Genomic DNA, 20,729 nt, shown 5'->3' with positions numbered 1-20,729 from the left:
GGTTTGTCGTTACTTTAGAGAGGGGATTACCTAACCGCAGCTGACATTGGAAAAAGCCGATGCACCGCAATGATGCGAGATAGAGGTGAAAAAGCAGCGCCCGGCACTATGATTGCGCACGCAAGGCGCGCGATGATAAATCCTCAAATCGTCATCCAATCAACGTTTTGATATCAGAGTGCTTGACAGCTAGATGAGGTCTGGGTAACATACGCGCCACCTCGACGAGGCAATGAAACGTCCCATTCGTCTAGTGGTCTAGGACACCGCCCTTTCACGGCGGTAACAAGGGTTCGAACCCCTTATGGGACGCCACTTAAATCGTTAAGGTATCGGAGTTGCGGGAATAGCTCAGTGGTAGAGCATCGCCTTGCCAAGGCGAGGGTCGAGAGTTCGAATCTCTTTTCCCGCTCCAGTACGTCCCATTCGTCTAGTGGTCTAGGACACCGCCCTTTCACGGCGGTAACAAGGGTTCGAACCCCTTATGGGACGCCATTCCGATAGTGAGAAGTTTGTAGAGTGACAGCTTGTTAAGCGGGAATAGCTCAGTGGTAGAGCATCGCCTTGCCAAGGCGAGGGTCGAGAGTTCGAATCTCTTTTCCCGCTCCAAACAGCAGATACGTCCCATTCGTCTAGTGGTCTAGGACACCGCCCTTTCACGGCGGTAACAAGGGTTCGAACCCCTTATGGGACGCCACTCACTTTACAAAACATCGCAGTACTGTTTGCGTTGCGGGAATAGCTCAGTGGTAGAGCATCGCCTTGCCAAGGCGAGGGTCGAGAGTTCGAATCTCTTTTCCCGCTCCATGCAAACCTCTTTTCTGAAGTCTGAAATCCTTATTGCCTGATCCCTAATTTAGTTATTGCTATCCACCGCTTATCAATAGCGGCGTTTTTGCGTGCGTGCCGTTTGGGCGGCGCTAATGATAGCGCCCAGGCGTAAGGCCTGAGCGCTGTAGGGTTAATCCACCAACGTGAAGTGGCCTACCACGCTGTTAAGTGACCGTGAGCGCTGCTTAAGGTCTTGGGCGGCTGTGGCTGTTTGCTGCACCATCGAGGCGTTGTCTTGGGTCGCCGATCCAACTGGGCGATGGCCACATTAATTTGCTCAATGCCACGGGTTTGCTCGTGGGTGGCGGCGGTAATGTCTGAGAACAGGTCGTTTACGCGCTGAATTCGCTGATCAATATCCTGCATACGCTGCTTGGCGGTATCTACCAAGGCGGCACCATTGCTGACCTGCGCATTTGAGGCGTTAATCAACCCTTTGATTTCGTTAGCAGCGCTGGCCGAGCGGTTGGCTAACTGGCGAACCTCCCCGGCCACCACTGCGAAACCGCGGCCATGTTCCCCAGCGCGAGCCGCTTCAACCGATGCATTAAGGGCCAGGATATTGGTCTGGAAGGCGATGCTATCGATCAGCGTGACGATATCGGTGATTTTGTCTGCTTCCGCAGTGATCTCTTGCATAGAGGCTACCGCATCGCCAATGGCTTTCTGGCCCGCTTGAGACGTTTCCCCCGCGCTGCGTACCAGCTCTTTCGCTTGCTCTACGCTATCGGCGGTCTGGCGCACTGTCGCGGTTACTTCTTCCATGCTGGAGGAGGTTTGCTGCAGTGCGGCAGCCTGCTGTTCGGTGCGCGACGAGAGTTCCTGGTTGCCAGCGGCAATATCCGCTGCGTTGTGGTCAACCGCAGCGCTAGTCGTTTGGATTTCTTGCATGGAATCGCGCAGCTTATCGCGCATGTGGCGAATATCATACAGCAGGCTGTTGGTGTCGTTTTGCTGCAGTATCACGGGGGCGGTTAAATCGCCTTGGGCAATGCGCGATACCACGCTAGCGGCGTAGCTGGGCTCGCCACCTAAGCGTCGCAGAATTAACGAGACCATGCCCCAGAAGGCTAGCGTAACCAGCGCTCCCGCCAAAATGCCGACCAGGACGCTCTCGATTAGCTGTTTCAGGATGGTGCTGCTCACATCGCCCACAAAAACGCTGCTGGCAACGTAGGCATCCCACGGGGTAAAGGCGGCAGAGTAGGCGCGAACCTGCGGTTGGGCATCACCGCCCCGAGCGAAGTTAGAGAAATACTCGGTAAAGCCGCTGCCCGTTGCCTGGGTATTCTCCAGCATGGTTTGGAATATCAGCGTGCCTTCCGGGTCTTTTACCTGGGAAACATCCTCACCCACTTCCCGTTTAGGGTGGGCAAGTATGTGTAGACTGTCATTAAAAGCGAATAGGTAATTGTCCTCTTCGCCAAAACGCACGTCGCGCAGCGTGTTAAAGGCTTGTCGCTGTGCTTCCTGGTTGGAGAGCTGGCCTTGTTCGGCTAGCTGGTGAAAGTGCTCCAGGGTTGAGATGGCGATATCGACAGCGGTCACCATGCGCTGTTCGCGTTCGGTGTAGAGCAGCGCACGGCTTTGAAACGCGTTGATCGCGATCATAACGGCAAGGATCAGCCACAAGATGGCGATGCCTAGCAGCCGCTGTCGGCGCAGTGGCAAAGCGGCAAGCCCTTTATGAGCATTTCCTGATGAAGATGGCGTTGAGGTATAGGCATTCATGCCTAAAGACGGAGTAATAGTAGTAGTGCTCATTATTGATTGAGTTCTCTTATTAAAAAGGGTGCTTCTTGGGGTGCCGCTAGGAGGAGGGGGAGGAGCGGTGCGCAACTAATACTAAAGTATTAAATGGTGAGTTGCCTCAGTAATAGCGTGGCAAAGTGTCACTTAATGTAGTGCGAAATAGAGGGAAATTAGGGGCATGGCGGTAGGTGTTCAAGCGTTATAAGCCGCTAACTTGAAAAAATATGCGCCTGCCCCGATATCCTCCTTTCTAGCTCTTTGTGCTCCCCACTTGCTGACAGGACATATTCATGGCCGAACCGGCATTGTCGATCCGTGGCCTTACCAAGGTGTATGGCAACGGCTTCCAAGCGTTAAAAGGTATTGATTTAGACGTCCAGCAGGGCGATTTTTTTGCGCTGTTGGGCCCCAACGGCGCAGGAAAGTCCACCACCCTGGGCGTTGTGTGCTCGTTAGTGCAGAAAACGGCGGGCAAAGTCTCCATCTTCGGTATCGATATTGATAAAGACTTCGCCAAAGCGAAATATCAGCTCGGCGTGGTGCCGCAGGAATTCAACTTCAACCAGTTTGAGAAAGTGCTGGATATCGTGCTGGCTCAGGCGGGTTACTACGGCATGAAGCGCAGCGAAGCGCTGCCTCGCGCCAAACAGCTGCTAACCGATTTAGGGCTGTGGGAAAAGCGCAACGGCAGTGCGCGGATGCTCTCAGGCGGCATGAAGCGCCGCCTAATGATAGCTCGCGCGCTGATGCACCGCCCCAAGCTGCTGATTCTCGACGAGCCTACCGCGGGGGTCGATATCGAGCTCCGCCGCAGCATGTGGGAGTACATGCGGCGTATTAATCAGGATGAAGGCACCACGATCATTCTGACCACGCACTACCTCGAAGAAGCCGAGAGCCTTTGCCGTAATATCGCCATTATCAACCATGGTGAAATCGTGCGGAACACCAGCGTGCGCGAGCTGCTGGCGGAGCTGGATACCGAAACCTTCCTGCTGGATCTCGCCGAGCCGGTTGCGCAAGTGCCTGTGATTGAAGGCTTTGAGCTGCAGCAAATCGAGCCCTCTCAGCTGGCGCTGGTGATTCACCGTGGCCAGCAGTTGAACGATGTGTTTAGTGCGTTAAGCGCGCAGGGTATTCAGGTGGTATCCATGCGTAACCGTGCCAACCGCTTAGAGGAGATGTTTGTTTCCATGGTAGAGAGCAGTCAGCAGGCCATCGACCAGCGTGAAAAGCAGGAGGCCCGCGCATGAATGCAATGCAAACCCTCGTGGCTTTATGGACGCTGGTGCTCAAAGAAATTAAGCGCTTCACCCGAATCTGGCCGCAAACCCTGCTACCGCCGTCCATCACCATGGCCATGTATTTCATCATTTTTGGCAACCTGATTGGGTCGCGCATTGGTGATATGGACGGCTTCAGCTACATGGACTTTATCGTGCCAGGGCTGATCATGATGTCGGTGATCACCAACAGTTACTCCAACGTGGCGTCCAGCTTCTTCTCCAATAAGTTTCAGCGCTCCATCGAAGAGATGATGGTGTCACCCATGCCCAATGGCGTGATCCTTTCCGGATTTATTCTGGGTGGCATGGCACGAGGCTTAGGCGTCGGGCTGATCGTGACGCTGGTATCGCTGTTCTTCACCCGCTTAACGATCGAGCATCCGCTGCTCACGATATTGGTAGTGGTGCTGACTTCGGCGCTATTCTCCATCGGCGGCTTTATCAACGCGCTGCTGGCGAATAAGTTTGACGATATCTCCATTGTGCCGACGTTCATTCTGACCCCGCTGACCTACTTGGGCGGTGTGTTCTACTCGATTTCGATGCTGCCGGATTTCTGGCAGGGCGTCTCGATGCTCAACCCGATTCTGTATATGGTGAACGTCTTCCGCTACGGCTTTTTGGGCGTTTCTGATATTCCGGTAGGCTGGGCATTAGCGGCTATTTTCGCCTTTATCGTCGTACTGTTTATGGTTGCACTGACCATGCTGGAACGCGGCAAAGGCATTCGCAGCTGATTCATGGCCTGACTGCAATGCGCTTATTGAACTAGCACGACTGAGAGAGTTTCCATGGCACATCGCCCCGACACTTTAGAACACGCGCCCCTGGGGCGCGATTCCGCTTACCCAGAGCAGTACGATGCGGGGTTGTTGTATCCGATTCCCCGTGCTGCCAACCGCGCGCCGCTTGGTATTGAAGAGGGCGCGCTGCCGTTTGTCGGCGAAGACGAGTGGCACGCGTTTGAGGTGTCCTGGCTCAACGGCCGCGGTAAACCGATCGTCGCCGTGGCACGCTTCCGTCTGCCAGCCAGCTCCCCGCATTTGATTGAATCCAAATCTTGGAAGCTCTACCTCAACAGCCTCAACCAAACCCGCTTTGCCAGCCAAACTGAGGTAGAAGAGACGCTAGTGCGCGACCTCAGCGGCGCTGCCGGTGCCAGCGTAAGCGTTGAGCTGCTGGGGGTGGACGATAGTGAACTGGCCCCTCAGCGCCTGCCAGGAGAGTGCTTAGACGACCTGGATATCGAGGTTAGCGACTACACGCCAAGTGCCACGCACCTTACTGCCAGTGATGAGATCGTCGAAGAGACGCTGCATTCGCATCTGCTAAAATCCAACTGCCCGGTGACCGGTCAGCCGGATTGGGGAAGCGTCTTGATTCGCTATAAAGGCCCCAAGCTCGACCGAGAAGGGCTACTGCGCTACCTGATTGGCTACCGCCAGCACCAGGATTTTCACGAGCACTGCGTCGAGCATATTTTTACTGACATAATGCAGCAAGCGAAGCCGGAAGAGTTGCTGGTGTTGGCGCGCTACGTTCGCCGTGGCGGCTTGGACATCAGCCCTTGGCGTGCCACACCGGGCTTAGCACCCCCTAGCCCGCTGCGCCTGGCGCGCCAGTAACGCTCACCATAACGGATAAGGAGTCACCATGGACGCCCTCACGCTGCTTCACGAACGTAGCTCCATGGGCAAGCTCGCTGAGCCTGCCCCCAGCGCCGACCAGCTCAGCGCCATATACCAAGCGGCCCTGCGCGCGCCCGATCACAAAGAGCTGCGCCCGTGGCGCTTTATCGAGTTCTCCGGCGAAGGCCGGGAGCGCCTGGGTGAGCTGTTTGCCGAAGCTGAGTTCCAGGAAGATCCCCACGCCAGCGACGACACGCTAAACTCCGCGCGCAAAAAGCCCCTGCGCGCACCGATGATTATCGCGGTGATTGCCAAGGTGACGCCGGACCTTCCCAAAGTGCCTAAAATCGAGCAGGTGATTTCCGCTGGCTGTGCCGCTCACGGCATTTTGCTGGCTGCCCACGCGCTAGGCCTCGGGGCAATGTGGCGCAGCGGAAAATACGCGTTTGATCCTGTCGTGCGCAAAGGGTTAGGGTTAGAAGAAGACGATGAAGTGGTGGCGTTTATCTACCTGGGCAGCCTAGCGGGCCGCCACAAATCGGTTGCGACCCACAATAGCGCTGATTTTGTCGAGCGCTGGGATTAAGCGACTGCCAATTGTGATGCCAAGGAGTTCGCCATGAACCAGCCTCGCCAACTAGGTATTCCACATCCTCGCCTACCGCTGCCGGAAGATGAGGAAGATCTGGCTGCTTTTCAGCATTGGCTGGAGGCAGCCATTCCTATGGTAGAGGCGCTGGGCATTACTTGCATGAGCCAAGCAAACGGCGCGCTCACGTGGCAACTAGCGATTACACCTAACCTCAACGACAAAGGCACCGGCTTTGGCGGCGCCCTAAGTGCACAAGCCACGCTACAAGGCTGGTGCTGGGTCACCCTCTGGCTACGCCAGCAGGGCAGGGCACAGGATGTGGTGGTCGCGGAGGCCAGCCAACGCTTTCTTGCCCCGGTCACGGGTGACTACCGCATGACCTGTGCCCCCAGCCATCCGGATGGCCCTGCACAGCTTGCTGTAAAACTCAGCGAACGAGGCAAAGGCAGCATCGAGCTAACGCATCAGCTCTACTGCGGTGATTCGCTCTGCCTAGAAGCCACAGGCCGCTACGCCGTGCTGCCAAACGCCTAGGCAGGAAAAAGGCTTGCTATTTCACGGCTTAGACCATAGAATATGCGCCGTTCTGTTGAGAAAGGCAGCGCCTAACAGCAGAGCTAAAATGTGGAGAGGTGTCCGAGTGGTCGAAGGAGCACGCCTGGAAAGTGTGTAAGTCGAAAGGCTTCGAGGGTTCGAATCCCTCCCTCTCCGCCACAGAATTTAAAAAAGCCCGCTGAGCAATCAGCGGGCTTTTTTGTGTCTGAGATTTTCGCGAATAAACAAACAGCGCTCATGCCTTAGCGTGCAGAATGCCTCCCCCACCAACACAAGAGTTGCCCTGACGACCCACGATCCGTCTATACTCGAGAAAAGCCACCCAACTAGGCTGTCCATGTCCGTTGATTTGCAGGCGCTCTATCCTAAGCTGATTCACTTGATGCTCGACACTGTGTTCGTCGTGGATGCGGATCATCAGATTCTTTTTATCAGCGATGCCTGCGAATCGCTGCTGGGCTACCGTGCCGATGAGCTGGTAGGCACGCTAATTACTCACTATATGCACCCGGAAGATTTGGCTATAACCAAAGCCTCCATTAAGCGGGTGATGAATGGGCAGCCCCATCTCGATTTTCGTAACCGCTACCTACATAAGAACGGCAGCGTGGTGCATGTGCTTTGGTCGGCCCGTTGGTCGGATGAAGAGCAAGTACGAATTGGCGTTGCTCGAGATGTAACCGCACAGATGCAAGCGGAAGACGACCTGCGCTTTCTGGCACATCACGATCCGCTCACCAAACTGACCAATCGTTCACTGTTTTACGATCGTTTGGAGGCGGCGTTAAGTACGGCAAGGCGCTATCAAAACCGTTTTGCGCTGCTGTTTTTAGATGTAAACGACTTCAAACGAATTAACGATGTGCATGGCCACGCGGTGGGAGATGCGGTGCTTTGCGAGGTAGCTCGCCGTTTGAGTGGCTGCGTGCGTGAGACTGATACGGTGGCACGTATGGGGGGCGATGAATTTACGGTGATATTAACCGACGTTCACTCTAAAGAGGCCGCCATCGAAAAGGCTGCCCAAATACTAGAGGTGCTCTCTGAACCGCTCGCGGCGGAGGTGGGAGGGGGAAATATGCTCGGTATCGGCATGCCGTCTTGCAGTGTGGGTGTGGCCACCTACCCAGAAGACGGCAAAGATGCCGATACGCTACTGAATTATGCAGACGTGAAAATGTACCGAATGAAAAGGCGTCGTTCGCGTTAGTAAAGCTACTGACTTTAAAACGGTAACTTTTAAAACGGTAGCCCGCCGCTAAAGCCAAAAATTGCCACGGCAATCACAACAACGACAACAACAATGGTAGTGGTAGACGGCATGTTCTCTTCCTCTGAGAAATAAGTGTACCTTAAGCCTAGCTGCTGGCTAGCGGTTTCGCACATTTTTATCCGCGTGCGTGGTTCAGCGCTGTGCCTAGCGCTGTGAAGTAGTCGCTAAACGCGCTATTAATTTGTTCGCGTTGTTCCCCTTGTGGGTATAAGCCGCGTTCGGCTTCTGGCGAGCTTTTGGTGCCTTTCACCAAAAAGTGATTTTTGAGCGGGGCATCCTGCACAAAAGCCTCAAAGGCTCGGGCGCATAGCTCTTCTGGCTTGCTGTAGTAGAGCTGGCCTAACACTTTATCCATCGCCGCAGAGTGGTGAAACAGAGGGCTGGGCTGCTGGCCATCTGGCTGAAGCATAATGGCCCGAAAGCAGGCGATTAACCGCTGATTTAACGTGTGGTGAATAGGCTTGGCGTCGGCCAACCAGGCAGCGGAAGCAAAGGCGCTGTTAGGTACGGCGTGAAAACATTTGGGCGCAATGTAGTGGTCGAAGGCGTGAAACCACTCATGGGCAATACTGCCAGGGCCTGCGTTTTTGGCCAGCGCGAAGCTACGCTGGCTAGGGTCGTAGTGGGCGGAAACACCGGGTCTGCCACCAGTACCGTATTGCAGCGCGAGAGAGCCCCTTAGTGAAATCAGCGTTTCGGTACCTTGGAGAATTAGCATTAGGTCGCAAAACGCATCGTGAAATAGCTCCGCTGCTCGGTCTCGCTCGGCGCTCGTCACCCAGCGGCCAATCTCGATGGAGCGAAAATCAAATTGGCGACGAATCAAGCCAAAACTGCTGGCCGATTCCAAGCGGTGCGCAGGGCCGTTGCGGAAAAATGTTCGTTCGTGAAAACTCACTCTCTACCTATTGCTGTCTGCATGAATGGCCTTGTGATACGCGGCCAAGGTGTGATGAGCCAGCCTTGCACCCATGAAAAAGCGCCCTCATAAATGAGGACGCTTTTTTAAGCACCAATGCTTCTAGTACCTAGCCTTCCGTGGTGTCACGTCGCTCATCCTGAGCTGACTCCTTCCGTGGGTAATATTCGCTGATCCTTAGCGTACATTCCCTTGTGACGCGGTATCCCTGCCGCGAACCTTTTTAACTATAGGGTAGGGTTAAATGATGTACAAGATAATATTGTATGTTTATTGTACTTAAATAGTACGTAAATGATGGTTTATGTTAACTACCCATATTAAAACAAAGAGTTAACGATGAATCTAAAGAATATTGTTTTTTATACACGGATGGTAGATAGGGCTTGTAACCTTAGATGAGCGCCCCAAAGTAATTAAAGTAACGCACAACGCTATCCCACTCTTCACTATCAGGAGCATCGAGATGAGCAAGCGTATTCTAGTGGTACTAACCTCACATGATCAGCTAGGCGATACTGGCGAGAAGACCGGTTTCTGGTTGGAAGAGTTTGCAGCGCCTTACTACGTGTTTAAAGACGCGGGAGCTGTGGTCACGCTGGCATCACCGAAAGGCGGCCAGCCGCCGCTGGACCCTAAAAGCGATGCAGAAGATAGCCAAACCGACGAAACGCGTCGTTTTAAGCAAGACGATGCCGCCCAAGCAGAGCTTGCCAATACGCACCTGCTGAGCGAGATGAAAGCGGACGATTTCGATGCAGTCTTCTACCCCGGAGGCCACGGTCCGCTGTGGGATTTAGTGGATGACAAAGACTCCATCAAACTGATTGAAACCTTCATTGCCCAGGGCAAGCCGGTGGCGTCTGTTTGTCACGCGCCAATCGTGCTAGTAAATGCCAAAGACAGTAACGGCGAACCGCTGGTGAAAGGTCGTCAAGTTACTGGCTTCACCAACGGTGAAGAAGATGCTGTCGGCCTCACGGATGTGGTGCCGCACTTGGTAGAAGATGCGCTGCAGAAGTGTGGCGGTATCTATAGCAAAGCCGGTATCTTTACGCCCTATGTACGTGAAGATGGCCAGCTAATTACCGGCCAGAACCCGCCTTCTTCAGCACCTACAGCTGAAGCGCTGATGGCGTGGCTGACACGCTAAACGAGCGGCTCGATAGTAAAAACGGCGGGTGGTGGGCCCGCCGTTTTGCCACCTTATATTGCAACTTAGAAGCGGTAGGTCAACGATACGCCGGTTAATGCCTGCCAATCGCTGCCTAGGTCTTCCACAATCGGGCTATCAGAGGCGTTGCCGGTGAGATAAGTGGTGCCCACAAATCCTGTGGCGGTCCATTCCGGCGTTAACGCGTAGCTAAGCGTTGCGTTAATGCCTGCCCGCCAGTAGCCGCCATCAGGTGTGTAAGCCGCTATGCCGCTGCGGGCGCTGTCTTGTGCCGAGACGCCAAAGAACGATTCTGTCCATTTTTCATTGGAGTAGCTCACACTCGGTGTCAGAGTGAAGAGCGTGCGTTCGCTCATGGGCAGGCGCAGGGCTGCTTCACCTGTGAAGTTAGCGCCTTCGACATCCCCCGTCACCGCCGTACTGCCCGAGACGCTGTAACGCCAAAGGCCTTGTTGATAGCTCAAGCGCAGGCCAAGAGTGGCACCGCCATCGACTTTCTCAAAGCGGCTGATGTCGCCTTCGTTATCGCGCCCGAAGGTATAGCCGATAAACGGAGAAGCGGTCCAGTTGCCCTGGCGAATTGCGTGCCAAGCAATACCGTCGCGCAGGTTGATGGAGAGCTGGTCACCGTAGGTAAGGTTGAGCACTGGCAGCGCTTGGATATCGTAATCGTCGCTACCCAGGTAATCCGGGGCGTAGGTGGCGCCAGCACCAAAGGTGCCTTCCCAGTTATCAGCTAACGCTGGTGTGGCCAAGGCGATGCCCAGCGCAGCCGCTAGCCAGGGGGCGAGGCGTTTTGCCGTGGTGGTTGTCAAAGGGGAGTGGCTCGTCGTCACGGGTATGTCCTTATAAGTTGCAAACGTGCATGATTGTATGTTTTTGATTGAAGCAACTGCAAGGTGTCGTGTGTTTATCCGCCGATAAAGCAAAAACTTTTAGCGTTTCATATCCTATGTTAGATAACTCAACGGCTATAGGGCGCACTGTGTGCACATAACGCAGGGACGGCGTTACAAGGAAGTGCAAGCAGGGAGTGCTTGCGGCGCACAAGGAAGCATGAACAGGAAGTTCGTGAAGTAGGATTATGGAGGACCTGATGAAACCCCGGCCAGCAGTGGCCGGGGTTTTTTTATGGGCAAGCGGAGCACTCTCTGCTGCGTTGACAAGGGCCATTAACAGGCGTGGTGATAGAACAGGGCGCTTAGCTGGCTCATGGGGGCCGATACCGACGTTTGGCAACTTAAACAGCGCAGCACCACGCTGTCTTTACCGGTGCCTTCAAGACGAAACCGATTTAAGTATGGTGTGGTGGCTGATTCTGCATTACCGCAGTGGCGGCACATAATATCCACACCATGGACTGTCGAGCTAATCATGATATGTCGCACGCTGACCTCCTACCGCTAGGGGGTGAATGGGTTCAGGCGTGGTAACGTCCGTGTAGAAATGCATCACTATGGGTGCCAAAAAAGTATAGGCAGCAACCTAGCAGAGCGCTACAAAAAGCATCCCTGGGTGGTGTTTTCCCTTGAAAATGCACAGACCAAAAAAATTAATCAAAGTGCTGCTATTTCTATCTCAGGTTAATGTATTTGACACATATAAGGTTCAAGGTGGGTAGTAACACAAGGAGAGGTGTTAAGGAGCAGGAGCAAGCACGGAACGCTTGCAAGACCAGGGATGCACGAACAGGAGGTTCGTGAAGAAGGATTACGGAGGAGTTACTACTACCCCGGCCAAGCATGGCCGGGGTTTTTTTATGCCGTTTAAGCGGAGGCTTCTTCGTCGCTTTCGGGCTTGTCGCTGCCTTGGTGGGCAAGTGGGCTGGCTTGGTCTAAACGGGGGTGGTTATCCAAGAACTCCCGTTTGAGATCCGGCACGGCGTCCAGCGCTTGAATGGTGTGGTGCAACGCATGAACGGCAGCCAGCACGTCCTGGGTGTTACCGGTTTCCGAAATGGTGTGCATGTTGCGGATCGGGAAACCCATGGAGGTTGCTGCGCTATCAATGGAGGCCAGCACGCCAGCCATGCCGTCGGTGCCGGTATCCACACCCACAATGTCTCGCTGCATGGGGATGTCCTGCGTTTTCGCGGCGCTGGCGATGATGCGGTTGAGCTGCTCGCTGGCAATAGAACCCACCGACAGCGTAAAGCCTTTGCCCATCTCCAGCGATTGCATGCGCTTGTCGCCAATGCCAGGGGCGGCGACGTAGTCGTGATTTACATCCACGCCAATCAGCGCATCGGGCTTGAGTTCACCGGCCAGCACGCGGCTGCCGAAGCGGCCAATCTCTTCGTAGCTGGCAATGGCAAACATCACCCGCACTTTTTCGGTACCGCCCGCTTCGGCGATCAAGCGCGCGACTTCCGCCGTCACAAAGCATCCCAGGCCGTTATCCAGATACGCGCCGTAGAAGGTGTTCGGGCTAAAGCCAGGGCGAATGGGGCGGTTGAAGATGATCGAGTCGCCCGGACGCACGCCCAGGTTCAGCACCTGCTGCTTCTTGTTCTCGCCGTGAATTTGCAGGTCGAGATAGATCTGCTCTTTCTTAATGCCTTTGCTGCCATCGCGCTGGGCGGGGTCAGAAAAGTGGATAGCACCCAGCGCTTCCACCGTGCCGCCTTCAATGCTGCGGTAGCTGCCGGGGGCTTCCGGGTCTTCGCTGAACAGCGTGACTTCATGGCCGATCAATACGCCGGGCAGGAAGGAATCGGTGTTGATCCAGATTTTGCCATCTTCACCAATCGAGCGAACCTGCATGCGGATTTTGTCCGCATGGCCGATGATCATTAGCTTGAACATATCATCGCGGCCTGGGTGGGTATCCAGCACCACGCCCGCATTGCCTTTAAACTGGTGCAAATGCCAGTCGCTGGGAGCGAAGCTCTCGAAGTAGGGCTTCAGCACGCCGTAGGTCATCGCTCCTTCCAGGCCAACAGGGCTGGGGGCCGCCAAAATATCGCGCATCAGTTTGAACTGCGCGTCGGGCATCGGTTGCGTCCAGGGTTTTGCAGTATCGCTCATCGTGCTTACTCGCTTATGACGGTGGTGAAACGTGAGAGTTAGTCTGCCAGATTCCGAGCACTAATGCGCTGCTTCCACATGCCACGTTTAGCCGATAGTACGGCGCTGGTTTCCGCGTATGATGGAAGATAGCTGGCTATCCATTGAAGCCACACTACCACAACAAAAATAGTGACGACGAGGGAGTGTCCATGCCTACTGCAAGCGTTCAGGCCCAGCGCTTTAAAGTGCTGTTGGCGGGGGTATTTAGCCAAATTTTATGTATCGGCATTGCGCGGTTTGCCTATACGCCGCTACTGCCGGTGATGCAGCAGCAGAGCTGGATTAGCGACGCCGATGGCGGCTGGCTAGCGGCGTTGAACTACGCAGGCTATATGCTAGGAGCGGTGCTGGCGGCCTCGATTCGCACGATTTATCTCAAAGACACGCTGTTTCGCATTGGCTTAGTGCTGGCCGTATTAACCACCGCGGTATGGCGCTGACCGAGCACTTTTGGGTATGGGCGGGGCTGCGCTTTTTGGCGGGGCTTTCCAGCAGTGGCTCGATGCTGTTGGCATCAGGGCTGATTTTGCACTGGCTGATTCAGCACCGTCAGCGGGGCGAGCTGGGCATCCACTTTGCAGGTGTCGGAATTGGCATTGTGGTGGCGGCTTTAGCGGTAGAACTGATGCTGGTGCTGGCAATGAACTGGCAAGCGCAGTGGTGGGGCTTTAGCGCGTTGGGGGCGGTGCTGCTGGTGCCTGCCTGGTGCTGGTTACCGCGCCCGGTGAAACCGGTGGTAGGCAGCGCTGCCAGTCATCAAGCACCTGCAACGCCGCCTAGCCGCACCTTTATGCGTCTTATGCTGCCCGCCTACTTTTGTGCGGGCTATGGCTATGTGATCAGCGCAACGTTTTTGGTCGCGATTGTGGAGCGCGAACCGCTGCTGGCCGGAGCTGGAAACTGGGCCTTTGCGTTGGTGGGGCTGGCCGCAGCACCCGCCGTGATGCTATGGGATTTAATCGCGCGGCGGATTGGTTACTTAGGCGCGCTGATTGTGGCCATGCTGGTGCAGGTAGTAGGCATTGTGCTGCCTGCGATCAGCCCAACGCTGCCGGGCGTGTTGATTAGCGCGGTGCTCTACGGCGGCACGTTCCTGGGCTGCGTCAGTTTAGTGCTGACCATGGCGGGTAGGCTGTACCCCGCCAGCCCCGCCCGCTTGATGGGACAAATGACGTTGGCCTACGGCGCAGCGCAGATTGTGGCTCCTGCGCTCACCGGCATGCTCGCGGAAGCCTCTGGTCATTATTATGTGGGCCTATGGCTGGCTGGTGGCTTTGTAGGGGCCGGGGCGCTGCTGTTGGCGTGGTTGCGCAGAGTGGATCAAACCGCCCAGCGGCTAGATGCCGAGGCAAAAGCAAGCTATGCCACGCCGTGATACGTGGGCTTTCGCAGCAAAATCCACTAGGATAGGCGCTTTTTTCTGACAGGGTGGAAGGTCATGGCGTCTTCTGGGCAACCTCGCATTCAGTGGCTAGGCCGCTGGGGCTTTATGTTGGCAGCCACCGGCTCGGCGGTGGGGCTAGGCAATATTTGGAAATTCCCTTATATCACTGGGGAGTATGGCGGTGGTGCCTTCGTACTGGTCTATTTAGCGTGCATCTTAGCGGTGGGCGTACCGGTAATGATGACCGAAATTGCGTTTGGTCGCCGGGGGCGTGGTAGCCCCATTGATGCTATTCGCCGTGTAGTGAATGAGTCTGGCCGCTCCTCTATGTGGTCGCTGATTGGCTGGATGGCCATGCTGTGTGGCTTTATGGTGCTATCGTTTTACGTCGTGGTGGCCGGCTGGTCCTTCTCTTACTTATGGAAAATGCTCTCCGGTGGTTTGGCGGGCACCAGCGTTGACGATATGGCTGCTGTGTTTGGGGCCAATAACGCTAACCCCATCACGCTGGGGGGCTGGAGTACCCTGGTCACGCTGCTGACCATGGTCATTGTCGGCAAAGGCGTTCAAGAAGGCATCGAGAAAAGCGTTAGCTGGATGATGCCGGGGCTGGTCCTCATGCTGGTGTTGCTGATTGGATTCGGCATGTTTTCCGGCGGTTTCGGCGACGCGGTTGATTTCCTGTTCTCTTTTAAGGCGGGCAGCCTCTCTAGTGAAGGGATGCTGGCGGCCTTGGGCCACGCTTTCTTTACGCTCTCATTGGCGTCGGGTGCCATCCTGACTTACGGCAGCTACCTGCCTAAAGGTGCCTCCATTGGCCGCACGACGCTGAGCGTGGCCGTGGCGGACACCGTGGTAGCGCTGATGGCAGGGCTGGCGATTTTTCCAGTGATTTTTGCCAACGGCATGGACCCCGGTGAAGGCCCAGGGCTACTGTTTATGAGCCTGCCGTTAGCGTTCCAAGCGATGCCGTTGGGCACGCTGTTCGGAGCGCTGTTCTTCTTAATGCTCTCCATGGCCGCACTAACCTCCTCAATTTCCATGGTGGAAGCAACGGTCTCTTGGTTGTGCGATAACAAAGGCATGAGCCGTAAATCCGCCTCGTGGGCCACCGGTATTGTGCTGTGGCTGATCAGCACGCTGGCGATGCTGTCGTTCAACCTGGGCGCTGATTGGACGCTGGCAGGCAAGAACTTCTTTGATTGGCTGGACTACCTCACCTCCCGTTGGATGATGCCGCTGGGTGGCCTGGGCATGGTACTACTGGCCGGTTTTGTGCTGAAAAGCGAAACCTTTCGCGACGAGCTGGGGCTGGCGCCGCTGCCCTATACGCTGTGGCTAGCCATGGTGCGCTACGTGAGTCCGCTGGGTATTTTGGTGATTTTTATCGATGCCCTTGGCCTGTACCAAGTCTCTTTTGCTGCCCACTGGCCGGTGCTGCTAGCGCTGCTGGTCCTGGTGGCAGTGGTGGGCGAAGCCATTAGCCCGCGCCTTCGCCAAGCGCTTTCCGCCCGCTAAGCGCTGCTGTTCACGCTTCACCCTGGCGGCGGCAAGCGCGCCAGGGTGAGTGCCTGCCTCCATTAACTCATCCCAACAGGTGGTGTAGCGTCTTGAGCGGTGCTCACAGCGCAGCTGCCAAGGCGCGTCGGCGTCAGTCATCCCAAAGCGCAGCGTGCCTTGCCCCATCTTCTGATTAATCTCGTCTACCGCCTTCATCAAGTGAGGGTGCGCCTTGGTGGTTGGCTGTAGCAGAGAGAGCTGATACTGCTGTGCATCCACCAAGTCCAGCAGCATCACGCCTGCCTTCATAAACTGAAAGCCAGGGCGATACATCTGGTCGAGCCCTTCGCGAACGGCTTCCAGAATGACGCGAGTATCGTCGGTGGGCGCTTCAAGCGGAATCATCGCGCTAGGCGACAGCTGGGGTTGGTCCTTGCGGTGGCGGTTGGTGTTTAAAAACAGTAGGACGGCGCGGGCAAGGCTGCCTTGCTGGCGCAATTTTTCGGCACTGCGCTGGGTGTGGCGGCGCAGCGCCGCGTGAAGCTCCTCTTTCACGCCGGTGGTTTTACCAAACGAGCGTGAGGTCATGATGCGCTGGCGGGGTTGCTCAACGGCATTCAACTCTAGGCAGGGCGTACCGCGCAGCTCTAAGGCGGTGCGGGCTAGAACCACCGAGAAGCGTTTGCGTAGCCGTTTGGGGTCGTGCTCCCGCAAATCCCAGGCGGTGCGAATGCCGCTGACCGCTAATCGTTCGGCAAGGCGCCTGCCCACTCCCCACACATCGCTTACCGGCAGCTGTTTCAGCACTGCCTGGGTGGTAGCGCTTTCACCGTGGAGTAAACACACTCCTGCGTAGTGAGGCTGTTTTTTGGCTAGGTGATTGGCGAGCTTCGCCAGCGTATGCGTAGGGGCCAGCCCGATACACACCGGAAGCCCCAAATAGCGACGAATGCGGCGGCGCAGTGCTGTGCCCAGCGCTTGGCACTGGGTATCACTGAGGCCATCCAGATAAATAAACATCTCATCAATCGAGTAGGGGGCCACTTCGGGGCACGCATCGCGCAGCAGCTGGGCAAGCCTCGCTGACATATCGCCGTACAGCTCGTAGTTAGAAGAGAGCAGGTGGATTACCCCGCGGCGGCGTAGCCCCTCTAACTGGTATGCGGGCGTGCCCATGGCGATCTCCATGGTTTTCATCTCGGCCGAGCGTGCAATCACGCAGCCGTCGTTATTCGACATCACACCAACGGGTTTGCCTTCCAACGCCGGATTGAACACCCGCTCACAGGAGACGTAAAAATTATTGGCATCCACCAGCCCGATCACGGCAGATACTCGTGAATCACCGCGCGCACCACGCCCCATAGCTGGCAGTCGGTACCTTCCAGGGGCAGCGGCGGATAGTGGGGATGGGCCGAGCAGAGGTGCGGCGTGCCGCGATGCAGCGCATAGCGTTTGATTAGCACTTCTTCATCCAGCATGGCGACCAAAATATGCCCTAGGCGCGGCGTGACGCTGCGGTCGACGACCAGTAAATCACCGTCAAAGATGCCCCAACCCTCCATGCTGTCCCCTGTCGCGGTGAGGTAAAACGTTTGGGTAGGGTGCTTGATCAGCCGCGCATTGAGGTCGAGAGTGCGCGGCTCGTAATCTTGGGCAGGAGAGGGAAAGCCGCTAAAACCTGCACGGCCTGTGAGCAGAGGAAAAGGCAGCGGCTGAGAAGTTAACGGCAAGGCTGTCGCAACCACGGTTGTTGCAAGATGGATGGGTTGAGACGGCATCGTCGGCATCCTCATGAATAAATAGTGTGTTTATGTACAGTATATTTAAACAGTATTTATTCATGGGGGAGAAATTGCAAGCGCTGCCCTCAGCGGGCTAACCATAGCCCCACGACTAGGGCGCTCACGACAGTAATAAAGAACACAAGGTTGCGGGCGCGGGTATCGCGGTGAGGTTTCATGGCAATCTCTCCAATCAGAATAAGAAAAGCGTTGTGGCCCATGGCCGCGTAAAAGCAGCACAAGCGCTGCGCTGAGCATGGTAACGTTTGCGCCTAAGAGCGTCATCTGACGCGCCGGATTTTCGCTGTGAGATAACCATTTATGAATGACTCTTCCCGAGCGGGCACGACCCCTCAGCCGCTTTCCTTGTCTGATGGGCGGCTAGCGGCGCTGAGCTGGGGGCGTAGTGACGCGCCCACATGGCTAGCGCTGCATGGCTGGCTGGATAACGCCGCCAGCTTTTCACGCTTAGCCCCGCAGTTGGTGAACGCGCTGGATATTCGAATCGTGGCGATCGATTTTCGTGGCCACGGGCTCTCAGCCCATGCCCCTGCTGGCAACGACTACGCGCTATGGGATTACACCCATGATGTGCTGGATGCCATGGAGGCGCTAGGCCTTGAGCAGACCACGCTGCTGGCGCACTCGATGGGGGCAGCGGTTTCCTGCCTGCTGGCCGCAGCGCTGCCTGAAAAAGTAGCCCGCTTAATTTTGATAGATGGTTTAGGCGCGTTGAATACACCCGCTGAAGAGACGGCAGGCCAGCTACGCAAAGGCATTATCGCCCACCGGCGGCCGCCTTCCCGCGCGCCCCGCTACCTAGATATTGAGAGCGCCGTGGCGGCCCGCGTCGCAGGTGGTGTCACGCCGCTGGATAGTCTCACTGCTACACCGTTAGTGGAGCGTAATACCCAGGCCACCGCCGATGGCAAAGTACAAATGCGTACCGATAGCCGCCTGCTCAAGCCCTCGCTGGTGCGCTTTACACCGCAGCAGGTGCTGGCCGTTTTGGCTGAGATCCAAGCCCCCGTGCTATTAATAGAAGGAGAGCAAGGGATTTTGGGCGAGCGCGCCTGGGCAGCCCAGGCAAGGCAGGCGGTGCCGCGGCTCACCCGGCACGTGCTGGCAGGTGGCCACCATCTGCATTTGGAGCCACAGGCCGTTGAGCGTGTGGCCGAGGTGATTTGCTTAGAAAGATGCACGACCAGTTAACGTCGCATCAAAAGAAAAGCGCGTGCGTATGAGACGCCATGCCACAAAGGAGGGGCAGAACGTGGTCAGCCAATTAACGGGGAGGACGTTGGGCGGTGGCAATAAAGTAGCGCTGGTGCTCGGTAGCGGCGGTGCTAGGGGCTATGCGCATATTGGCGTTATTGAAGCGCTAGAGGCGCGTGGTTTCGAGATTATTTCGATTGCCGGATGCTCCATGGGGGCGCTGATCGGCGGCATTTACGCCTCGGGCAAGCTGCCGGAGTACCGGGAGTGGGTGTGTAACCTTGATTACTTGGACGTGCTCAAACTGGTCGATGTGACCTGGAGCCCCATGGGGGCGATGCGTGCCAACAAAGTGATGAGCAAGCTGGAGGAGCTAGTGGGCGACCGGCTGATTGAAGACCTGCCCATTCCAGTGACCACCGTGGCCACCGACCTCGTGCGCCAGCGGGAAGTATGGTTTCAAAACGGCCCGCTGCTACGCGCCATTCGCGCCTCGATTGCGGTGCCTGGGGTGATTACTCCCGTGCACATTGGCGAACAGGTATTGGTGGATGGCGGGTTACTCAACCCGCTGCCAATGATGCCAGTGTTGGCAGCCCATGAGGCGGATTTCGTGGTGGCGGTGAACGTCACCGCTCACAGCCCGCAGCCGGTCACGCTAGAGGAGCTGCTGCCACAAGAAGAGAGTAGCGACAGCCGCACCGCCCTGGAGCGGGACCGCGACGCCAATATTGGCGGCTGGATGGAGGAGGTGCGCGCGACCACGCGGCGGCTATGGGGTGGCCTAGGCGGCAGCAGTGAAGAGAGCGACGACGATGAAACAGTAGACCTGCGCGGCAAGCGCGAGTGGGGCAAGCTGGATATGATTCTGGAATCGTTTGATATTACCCAGGCAGCGCTGGCGAAATATAAGGTAGCCGGCTACCCACCGGATGTGCTGATCGAAATTCCTAAAACGGTATGCAGCACCTACGAGTTTCACCGGGCGAAGGAGCTCATCCGCTTAGGCCGCCACTTGGCCGATGAAGCCTTGGAGCGGCGCATGCCTAGCATTGCCTCTGACGCTACTAAATAAACAACATGAATTACTGGCCGCGTTTGCGCAGCAGAATATACACCGCCCCGGTGCCGCCATCGATATCAGTGGCGGAGCAGAACGCCAGCACGCCGGGCCACTCGCGCAGCCATGCATTGGTGTGGCTTTTCAGCACCGGGAAATCAGAGGTGGTGCCCCAGGCTTTGCCATGCACCACCAGCACACAGCGCAACCCCTGGCCTGCGGCATCGCGCAGAAAGCTCTCTAGCTCTAACCGCGCCTCTTCCAGGGTATAGCCGTGAAGGTCTAGCCCTGCCTGCCAGGCCGTTTGGCCGCGCTTAAGCTGGCTGAACGTGCGCCAGGGCAGGTCGGGCACGCTGAACTCTAAATACTCCGATGGCCGTACGGCTTCTACACGGCCATCAGACGTGCGCCCGCTGGTTTGCAGTGTATTGCTCTCTACCGCCGCTCGGCGGCGCGCTTCGCTGGCGTCTGACTGGCGTTTGGGCTTACCGGGGTCGGCTTGGTTCGTGGCAATACGGCGTACGCCTGCCGCCTGCAGCGCTTGGCGAAAGGCACTGATATCGTCATCGTTGGGCAGGTGTCGCGTCATGGTCGGCTCGAATCAACTAAGTAGTGGTGAAAAAAGGGGCGGTGGATAGAAAATGCTAAGGCGAGACAGTATAGCGAGCTTGGCGCTGCTGTGAACCGGGCGGCGGCAAAGGTACAATC

At 56.4% G+C, this 20,729-nt stretch carries 18 protein-coding genes, 7 tRNA genes and 1 pseudogene; 18 read left to right on the top strand and 8 right to left on the bottom strand.

The window, feature by feature from the left end; all coding sequences use genetic code 11:
* Positions 1-239 precede the first annotated feature (239 nt).
* The 6 genes from ACIGG6_RS04640 (at position 240) to ACIGG6_RS04615 (ending at position 807) form a co-directional block, all read left to right on the top strand.
* Positions 240-315 (top strand) — tRNA-Glu (locus ACIGG6_RS04640).
* Positions 316-340: 25 nt separating this feature from the next.
* Positions 341-415: transfer RNA gene (locus ACIGG6_RS04635), tRNA-Gly, on the top strand.
* 4 nt (positions 416-419) lie between these two features.
* A tRNA-Glu gene (locus tag ACIGG6_RS04630) sits at positions 420-495 on the top strand.
* Positions 496-534: 39 nt separating this feature from the next.
* Positions 535-609: transfer RNA gene (locus ACIGG6_RS04625), tRNA-Gly, on the top strand.
* Between the two features lie 12 nt (positions 610-621).
* A tRNA-Glu gene (locus ACIGG6_RS04620) sits at positions 622-697 on the top strand.
* Between the two features lie 35 nt (positions 698-732).
* Positions 733-807, top strand: a tRNA-Gly gene (locus ACIGG6_RS04615).
* A 177-nt stretch (positions 808-984) separates the two neighbouring features.
* On the opposite strand, the gene ACIGG6_RS04610 is transcribed toward ACIGG6_RS04615, so the two are convergent.
* Positions 985-2,595 carry a methyl-accepting chemotaxis protein gene (locus tag ACIGG6_RS04610; RefSeq protein WP_399842653.1) on the bottom strand — a complete coding sequence of 537 codons (1,611 nt, stop codon included), beginning with the start codon at positions 2,593-2,595 and terminating at the stop codon, positions 985-987.
* Between the two features lie 278 nt (positions 2,596-2,873).
* Between ACIGG6_RS04610 and ACIGG6_RS04605 the strand changes: the two genes are divergently transcribed.
* From ACIGG6_RS04605 to ACIGG6_RS04575, 7 genes are all read left to right on the top strand, one after another.
* On the top strand, positions 2,874-3,836 hold the full coding sequence (locus tag ACIGG6_RS04605) for an ABC transporter ATP-binding protein (protein ID WP_399842650.1): 963 nt from the start codon (positions 2,874-2,876) through the stop codon (positions 3,834-3,836).
* Positions 3,833-4,606, top strand: a complete 774-nt coding sequence (locus ACIGG6_RS04600; RefSeq protein ID WP_399842647.1) for an ABC transporter permease — start codon at positions 3,833-3,835, stop codon at positions 4,604-4,606. Before ACIGG6_RS04605 ends, ACIGG6_RS04600 begins: the two co-directional genes overlap by 4 nt.
* A gap of 54 nt (positions 4,607-4,660) precedes the next feature.
* A complete protein-coding gene (gene queF / locus ACIGG6_RS04595; RefSeq protein ID WP_399842645.1) occupies positions 4,661-5,494 on the top strand; it encodes an NADPH-dependent 7-cyano-7-deazaguanine reductase QueF in 834 nt (277 codons plus the stop codon).
* A gap of 28 nt (positions 5,495-5,522) precedes the next feature.
* Positions 5,523-6,083: a nitroreductase gene (locus ACIGG6_RS04590; protein ID WP_399842641.1), complete on the top strand. Its 561-nt coding sequence runs from the start codon at positions 5,523-5,525 to the stop codon at positions 6,081-6,083.
* 33 nt (positions 6,084-6,116) lie between these two features.
* Complete coding sequence (locus ACIGG6_RS04585; protein ID WP_399842640.1) at positions 6,117-6,623, top strand: YiiD C-terminal domain-containing protein; 507 nt, start codon at positions 6,117-6,119, stop codon at positions 6,621-6,623.
* Between the two features lie 92 nt (positions 6,624-6,715).
* Positions 6,716-6,803: transfer RNA gene (locus ACIGG6_RS04580), tRNA-Ser, on the top strand.
* A 178-nt stretch (positions 6,804-6,981) separates the two neighbouring features.
* Positions 6,982-7,854, top strand: coding sequence for a diguanylate cyclase domain-containing protein (locus ACIGG6_RS04575; RefSeq protein WP_399842636.1), 873 nt, complete (start codon positions 6,982-6,984; stop codon positions 7,852-7,854).
* Positions 7,855-8,032: 178 nt separating this feature from the next.
* On the opposite strand, the gene ACIGG6_RS04570 is transcribed toward ACIGG6_RS04575, so the two are convergent.
* Positions 8,033-8,815, bottom strand: a complete 783-nt coding sequence (locus ACIGG6_RS04570) for a CLCA_X family protein (protein WP_399842634.1) — start codon at positions 8,813-8,815, stop codon at positions 8,033-8,035.
* Between the two features lie 487 nt (positions 8,816-9,302).
* Between ACIGG6_RS04570 and ACIGG6_RS04565 the strand changes: the two genes are divergently transcribed.
* Positions 9,303-9,989: a type 1 glutamine amidotransferase domain-containing protein gene (locus tag ACIGG6_RS04565; RefSeq protein ID WP_399842631.1), complete on the top strand. Its 687-nt coding sequence runs from the start codon at positions 9,303-9,305 to the stop codon at positions 9,987-9,989.
* A 65-nt stretch (positions 9,990-10,054) separates the two neighbouring features.
* Here the strand turns inward: ACIGG6_RS04565 and ACIGG6_RS04560 are convergent, their stop codons facing one another.
* The 3 genes from ACIGG6_RS04560 to ACIGG6_RS04550 all read right to left on the bottom strand — a co-directional run bounded on the left by ACIGG6_RS04560 (position 10,055) and on the right by ACIGG6_RS04550 (position 13,036).
* Positions 10,055-10,846, bottom strand: a complete 792-nt coding sequence (locus ACIGG6_RS04560; protein WP_399842629.1) for a MipA/OmpV family protein — start codon at positions 10,844-10,846, stop codon at positions 10,055-10,057.
* A 336-nt stretch (positions 10,847-11,182) separates the two neighbouring features.
* Positions 11,183-11,398 (bottom strand): hypothetical protein, encoded by a 216-nt coding sequence (locus tag ACIGG6_RS04555; RefSeq protein WP_399842627.1) that lies wholly within the window; start codon positions 11,396-11,398, stop codon positions 11,183-11,185.
* 378 nt (positions 11,399-11,776) lie between these two features.
* Positions 11,777-13,036: a M20/M25/M40 family metallo-hydrolase gene (locus ACIGG6_RS04550; protein WP_399842624.1), complete on the bottom strand. Its 1,260-nt coding sequence runs from the start codon at positions 13,034-13,036 to the stop codon at positions 11,777-11,779.
* A gap of 191 nt (positions 13,037-13,227) precedes the next feature.
* Here ACIGG6_RS04550 and ACIGG6_RS04545 point away from each other — a divergent pair.
* Both ACIGG6_RS04545 and ACIGG6_RS04540 read left to right on the top strand, forming a co-directional pair.
* Positions 13,228-14,453, top strand: a pseudogene (locus ACIGG6_RS04545) (YbfB/YjiJ family MFS transporter).
* A gap of 63 nt (positions 14,454-14,516) precedes the next feature.
* Positions 14,517-15,980 carry a sodium-dependent transporter gene (locus tag ACIGG6_RS04540; protein ID WP_399842621.1) on the top strand — a complete coding sequence of 488 codons (1,464 nt, stop codon included), beginning with the start codon at positions 14,517-14,519 and terminating at the stop codon, positions 15,978-15,980.
* On the opposite strand, the gene ACIGG6_RS04535 is transcribed toward ACIGG6_RS04540, so the two are convergent.
* Both ACIGG6_RS04535 and ACIGG6_RS04530 read right to left on the bottom strand, forming a co-directional pair.
* Positions 15,903-17,288 (bottom strand): Y-family DNA polymerase, encoded by a 1,386-nt coding sequence (locus ACIGG6_RS04535; RefSeq protein WP_399842719.1) that lies wholly within the window; start codon positions 17,286-17,288, stop codon positions 15,903-15,905. The genes ACIGG6_RS04540 and ACIGG6_RS04535 overlap by 78 nt on opposite strands.
* Complete coding sequence (locus tag ACIGG6_RS04530) at positions 17,285-17,743, bottom strand: LexA family protein (RefSeq protein WP_213262259.1); 459 nt, start codon at positions 17,741-17,743, stop codon at positions 17,285-17,287. Before ACIGG6_RS04530 ends, ACIGG6_RS04535 begins: the two co-directional genes overlap by 4 nt.
* Positions 17,744-18,067: 324 nt before the next feature.
* Between ACIGG6_RS04530 and ACIGG6_RS04525 the strand changes: the two genes are divergently transcribed.
* Both ACIGG6_RS04525 and ACIGG6_RS04520 read left to right on the top strand, forming a co-directional pair.
* A complete protein-coding gene (locus ACIGG6_RS04525) occupies positions 18,068-18,958 on the top strand; it encodes an alpha/beta fold hydrolase (protein WP_399842619.1) in 891 nt (296 codons plus the stop codon).
* Between the two features lie 61 nt (positions 18,959-19,019).
* Entirely contained in the window at positions 19,020-20,036 is a 1,017-nt protein-coding gene (locus ACIGG6_RS04520; RefSeq protein ID WP_399842616.1) for a patatin-like phospholipase family protein, read from the top strand.
* Between the two features lie 10 nt (positions 20,037-20,046).
* On the opposite strand, the gene ACIGG6_RS04515 is transcribed toward ACIGG6_RS04520, so the two are convergent.
* Positions 20,047-20,610, bottom strand: a complete 564-nt coding sequence (locus ACIGG6_RS04515) for a Smr/MutS family protein (protein WP_399842613.1) — start codon at positions 20,608-20,610, stop codon at positions 20,047-20,049.
* Between the last annotated feature and the right edge of the window lie 119 nt (positions 20,611-20,729).

The organism is Vreelandella lionensis (genome assembly GCF_044543515.1).
Classification (GTDB): Bacteria; Pseudomonadota; Gammaproteobacteria; order Pseudomonadales; family Halomonadaceae; genus Vreelandella; species Vreelandella lionensis.
Note: the sequence above shows the minus strand (reverse complement) of the source record. Positions and strands in the feature narration are given on the sequence as shown.

Bases quoted from the DNA above. Each gene is read 5' to 3' on its own strand.
- ACIGG6_RS04610 (WP_399842653.1), bottom strand. From the start codon at position 2,595: ATGAGCACTACTACTATTACTCCGTCTTTAGGCATGAATGCCTATACC.
- ACIGG6_RS04605 (WP_399842650.1), top strand. From the start codon at position 2,874: ATGGCCGAACCGGCATTGTCGATCCGTGGCCTTACCAAGGTGTATGGC.
- ACIGG6_RS04600 (WP_399842647.1), top strand. From the start codon at position 3,833: ATGAATGCAATGCAAACCCTCGTGGCTTTATGGACGCTGGTGCTCAAA.
- queF (WP_399842645.1), top strand. From the start codon at position 4,661: ATGGCACATCGCCCCGACACTTTAGAACACGCGCCCCTGGGGCGCGAT.
- ACIGG6_RS04590 (WP_399842641.1), top strand. From the start codon at position 5,523: ATGGACGCCCTCACGCTGCTTCACGAACGTAGCTCCATGGGCAAGCTC.
- ACIGG6_RS04585 (WP_399842640.1), top strand. From the start codon at position 6,117: ATGAACCAGCCTCGCCAACTAGGTATTCCACATCCTCGCCTACCGCTG.
- ACIGG6_RS04575 (WP_399842636.1), top strand. From the start codon at position 6,982: ATGTCCGTTGATTTGCAGGCGCTCTATCCTAAGCTGATTCACTTGATG.
- ACIGG6_RS04565 (WP_399842631.1), top strand. From the start codon at position 9,303: ATGAGCAAGCGTATTCTAGTGGTACTAACCTCACATGATCAGCTAGGC.
- ACIGG6_RS04550 (WP_399842624.1), bottom strand. From the start codon at position 13,036: ATGAGCGATACTGCAAAACCCTGGACGCAACCGATGCCCGACGCGCAG.
- ACIGG6_RS04540 (WP_399842621.1), top strand. From the start codon at position 14,517: ATGGCGTCTTCTGGGCAACCTCGCATTCAGTGGCTAGGCCGCTGGGGC.
- ACIGG6_RS04530 (WP_213262259.1), bottom strand. From the start codon at position 17,743: ATGCCGTCTCAACCCATCCATCTTGCAACAACCGTGGTTGCGACAGCC.
- ACIGG6_RS04525 (WP_399842619.1), top strand. From the start codon at position 18,068: ATGAATGACTCTTCCCGAGCGGGCACGACCCCTCAGCCGCTTTCCTTG.
- ACIGG6_RS04515 (WP_399842613.1), bottom strand. From the start codon at position 20,610: ATGACGCGACACCTGCCCAACGATGACGATATCAGTGCCTTTCGCCAA.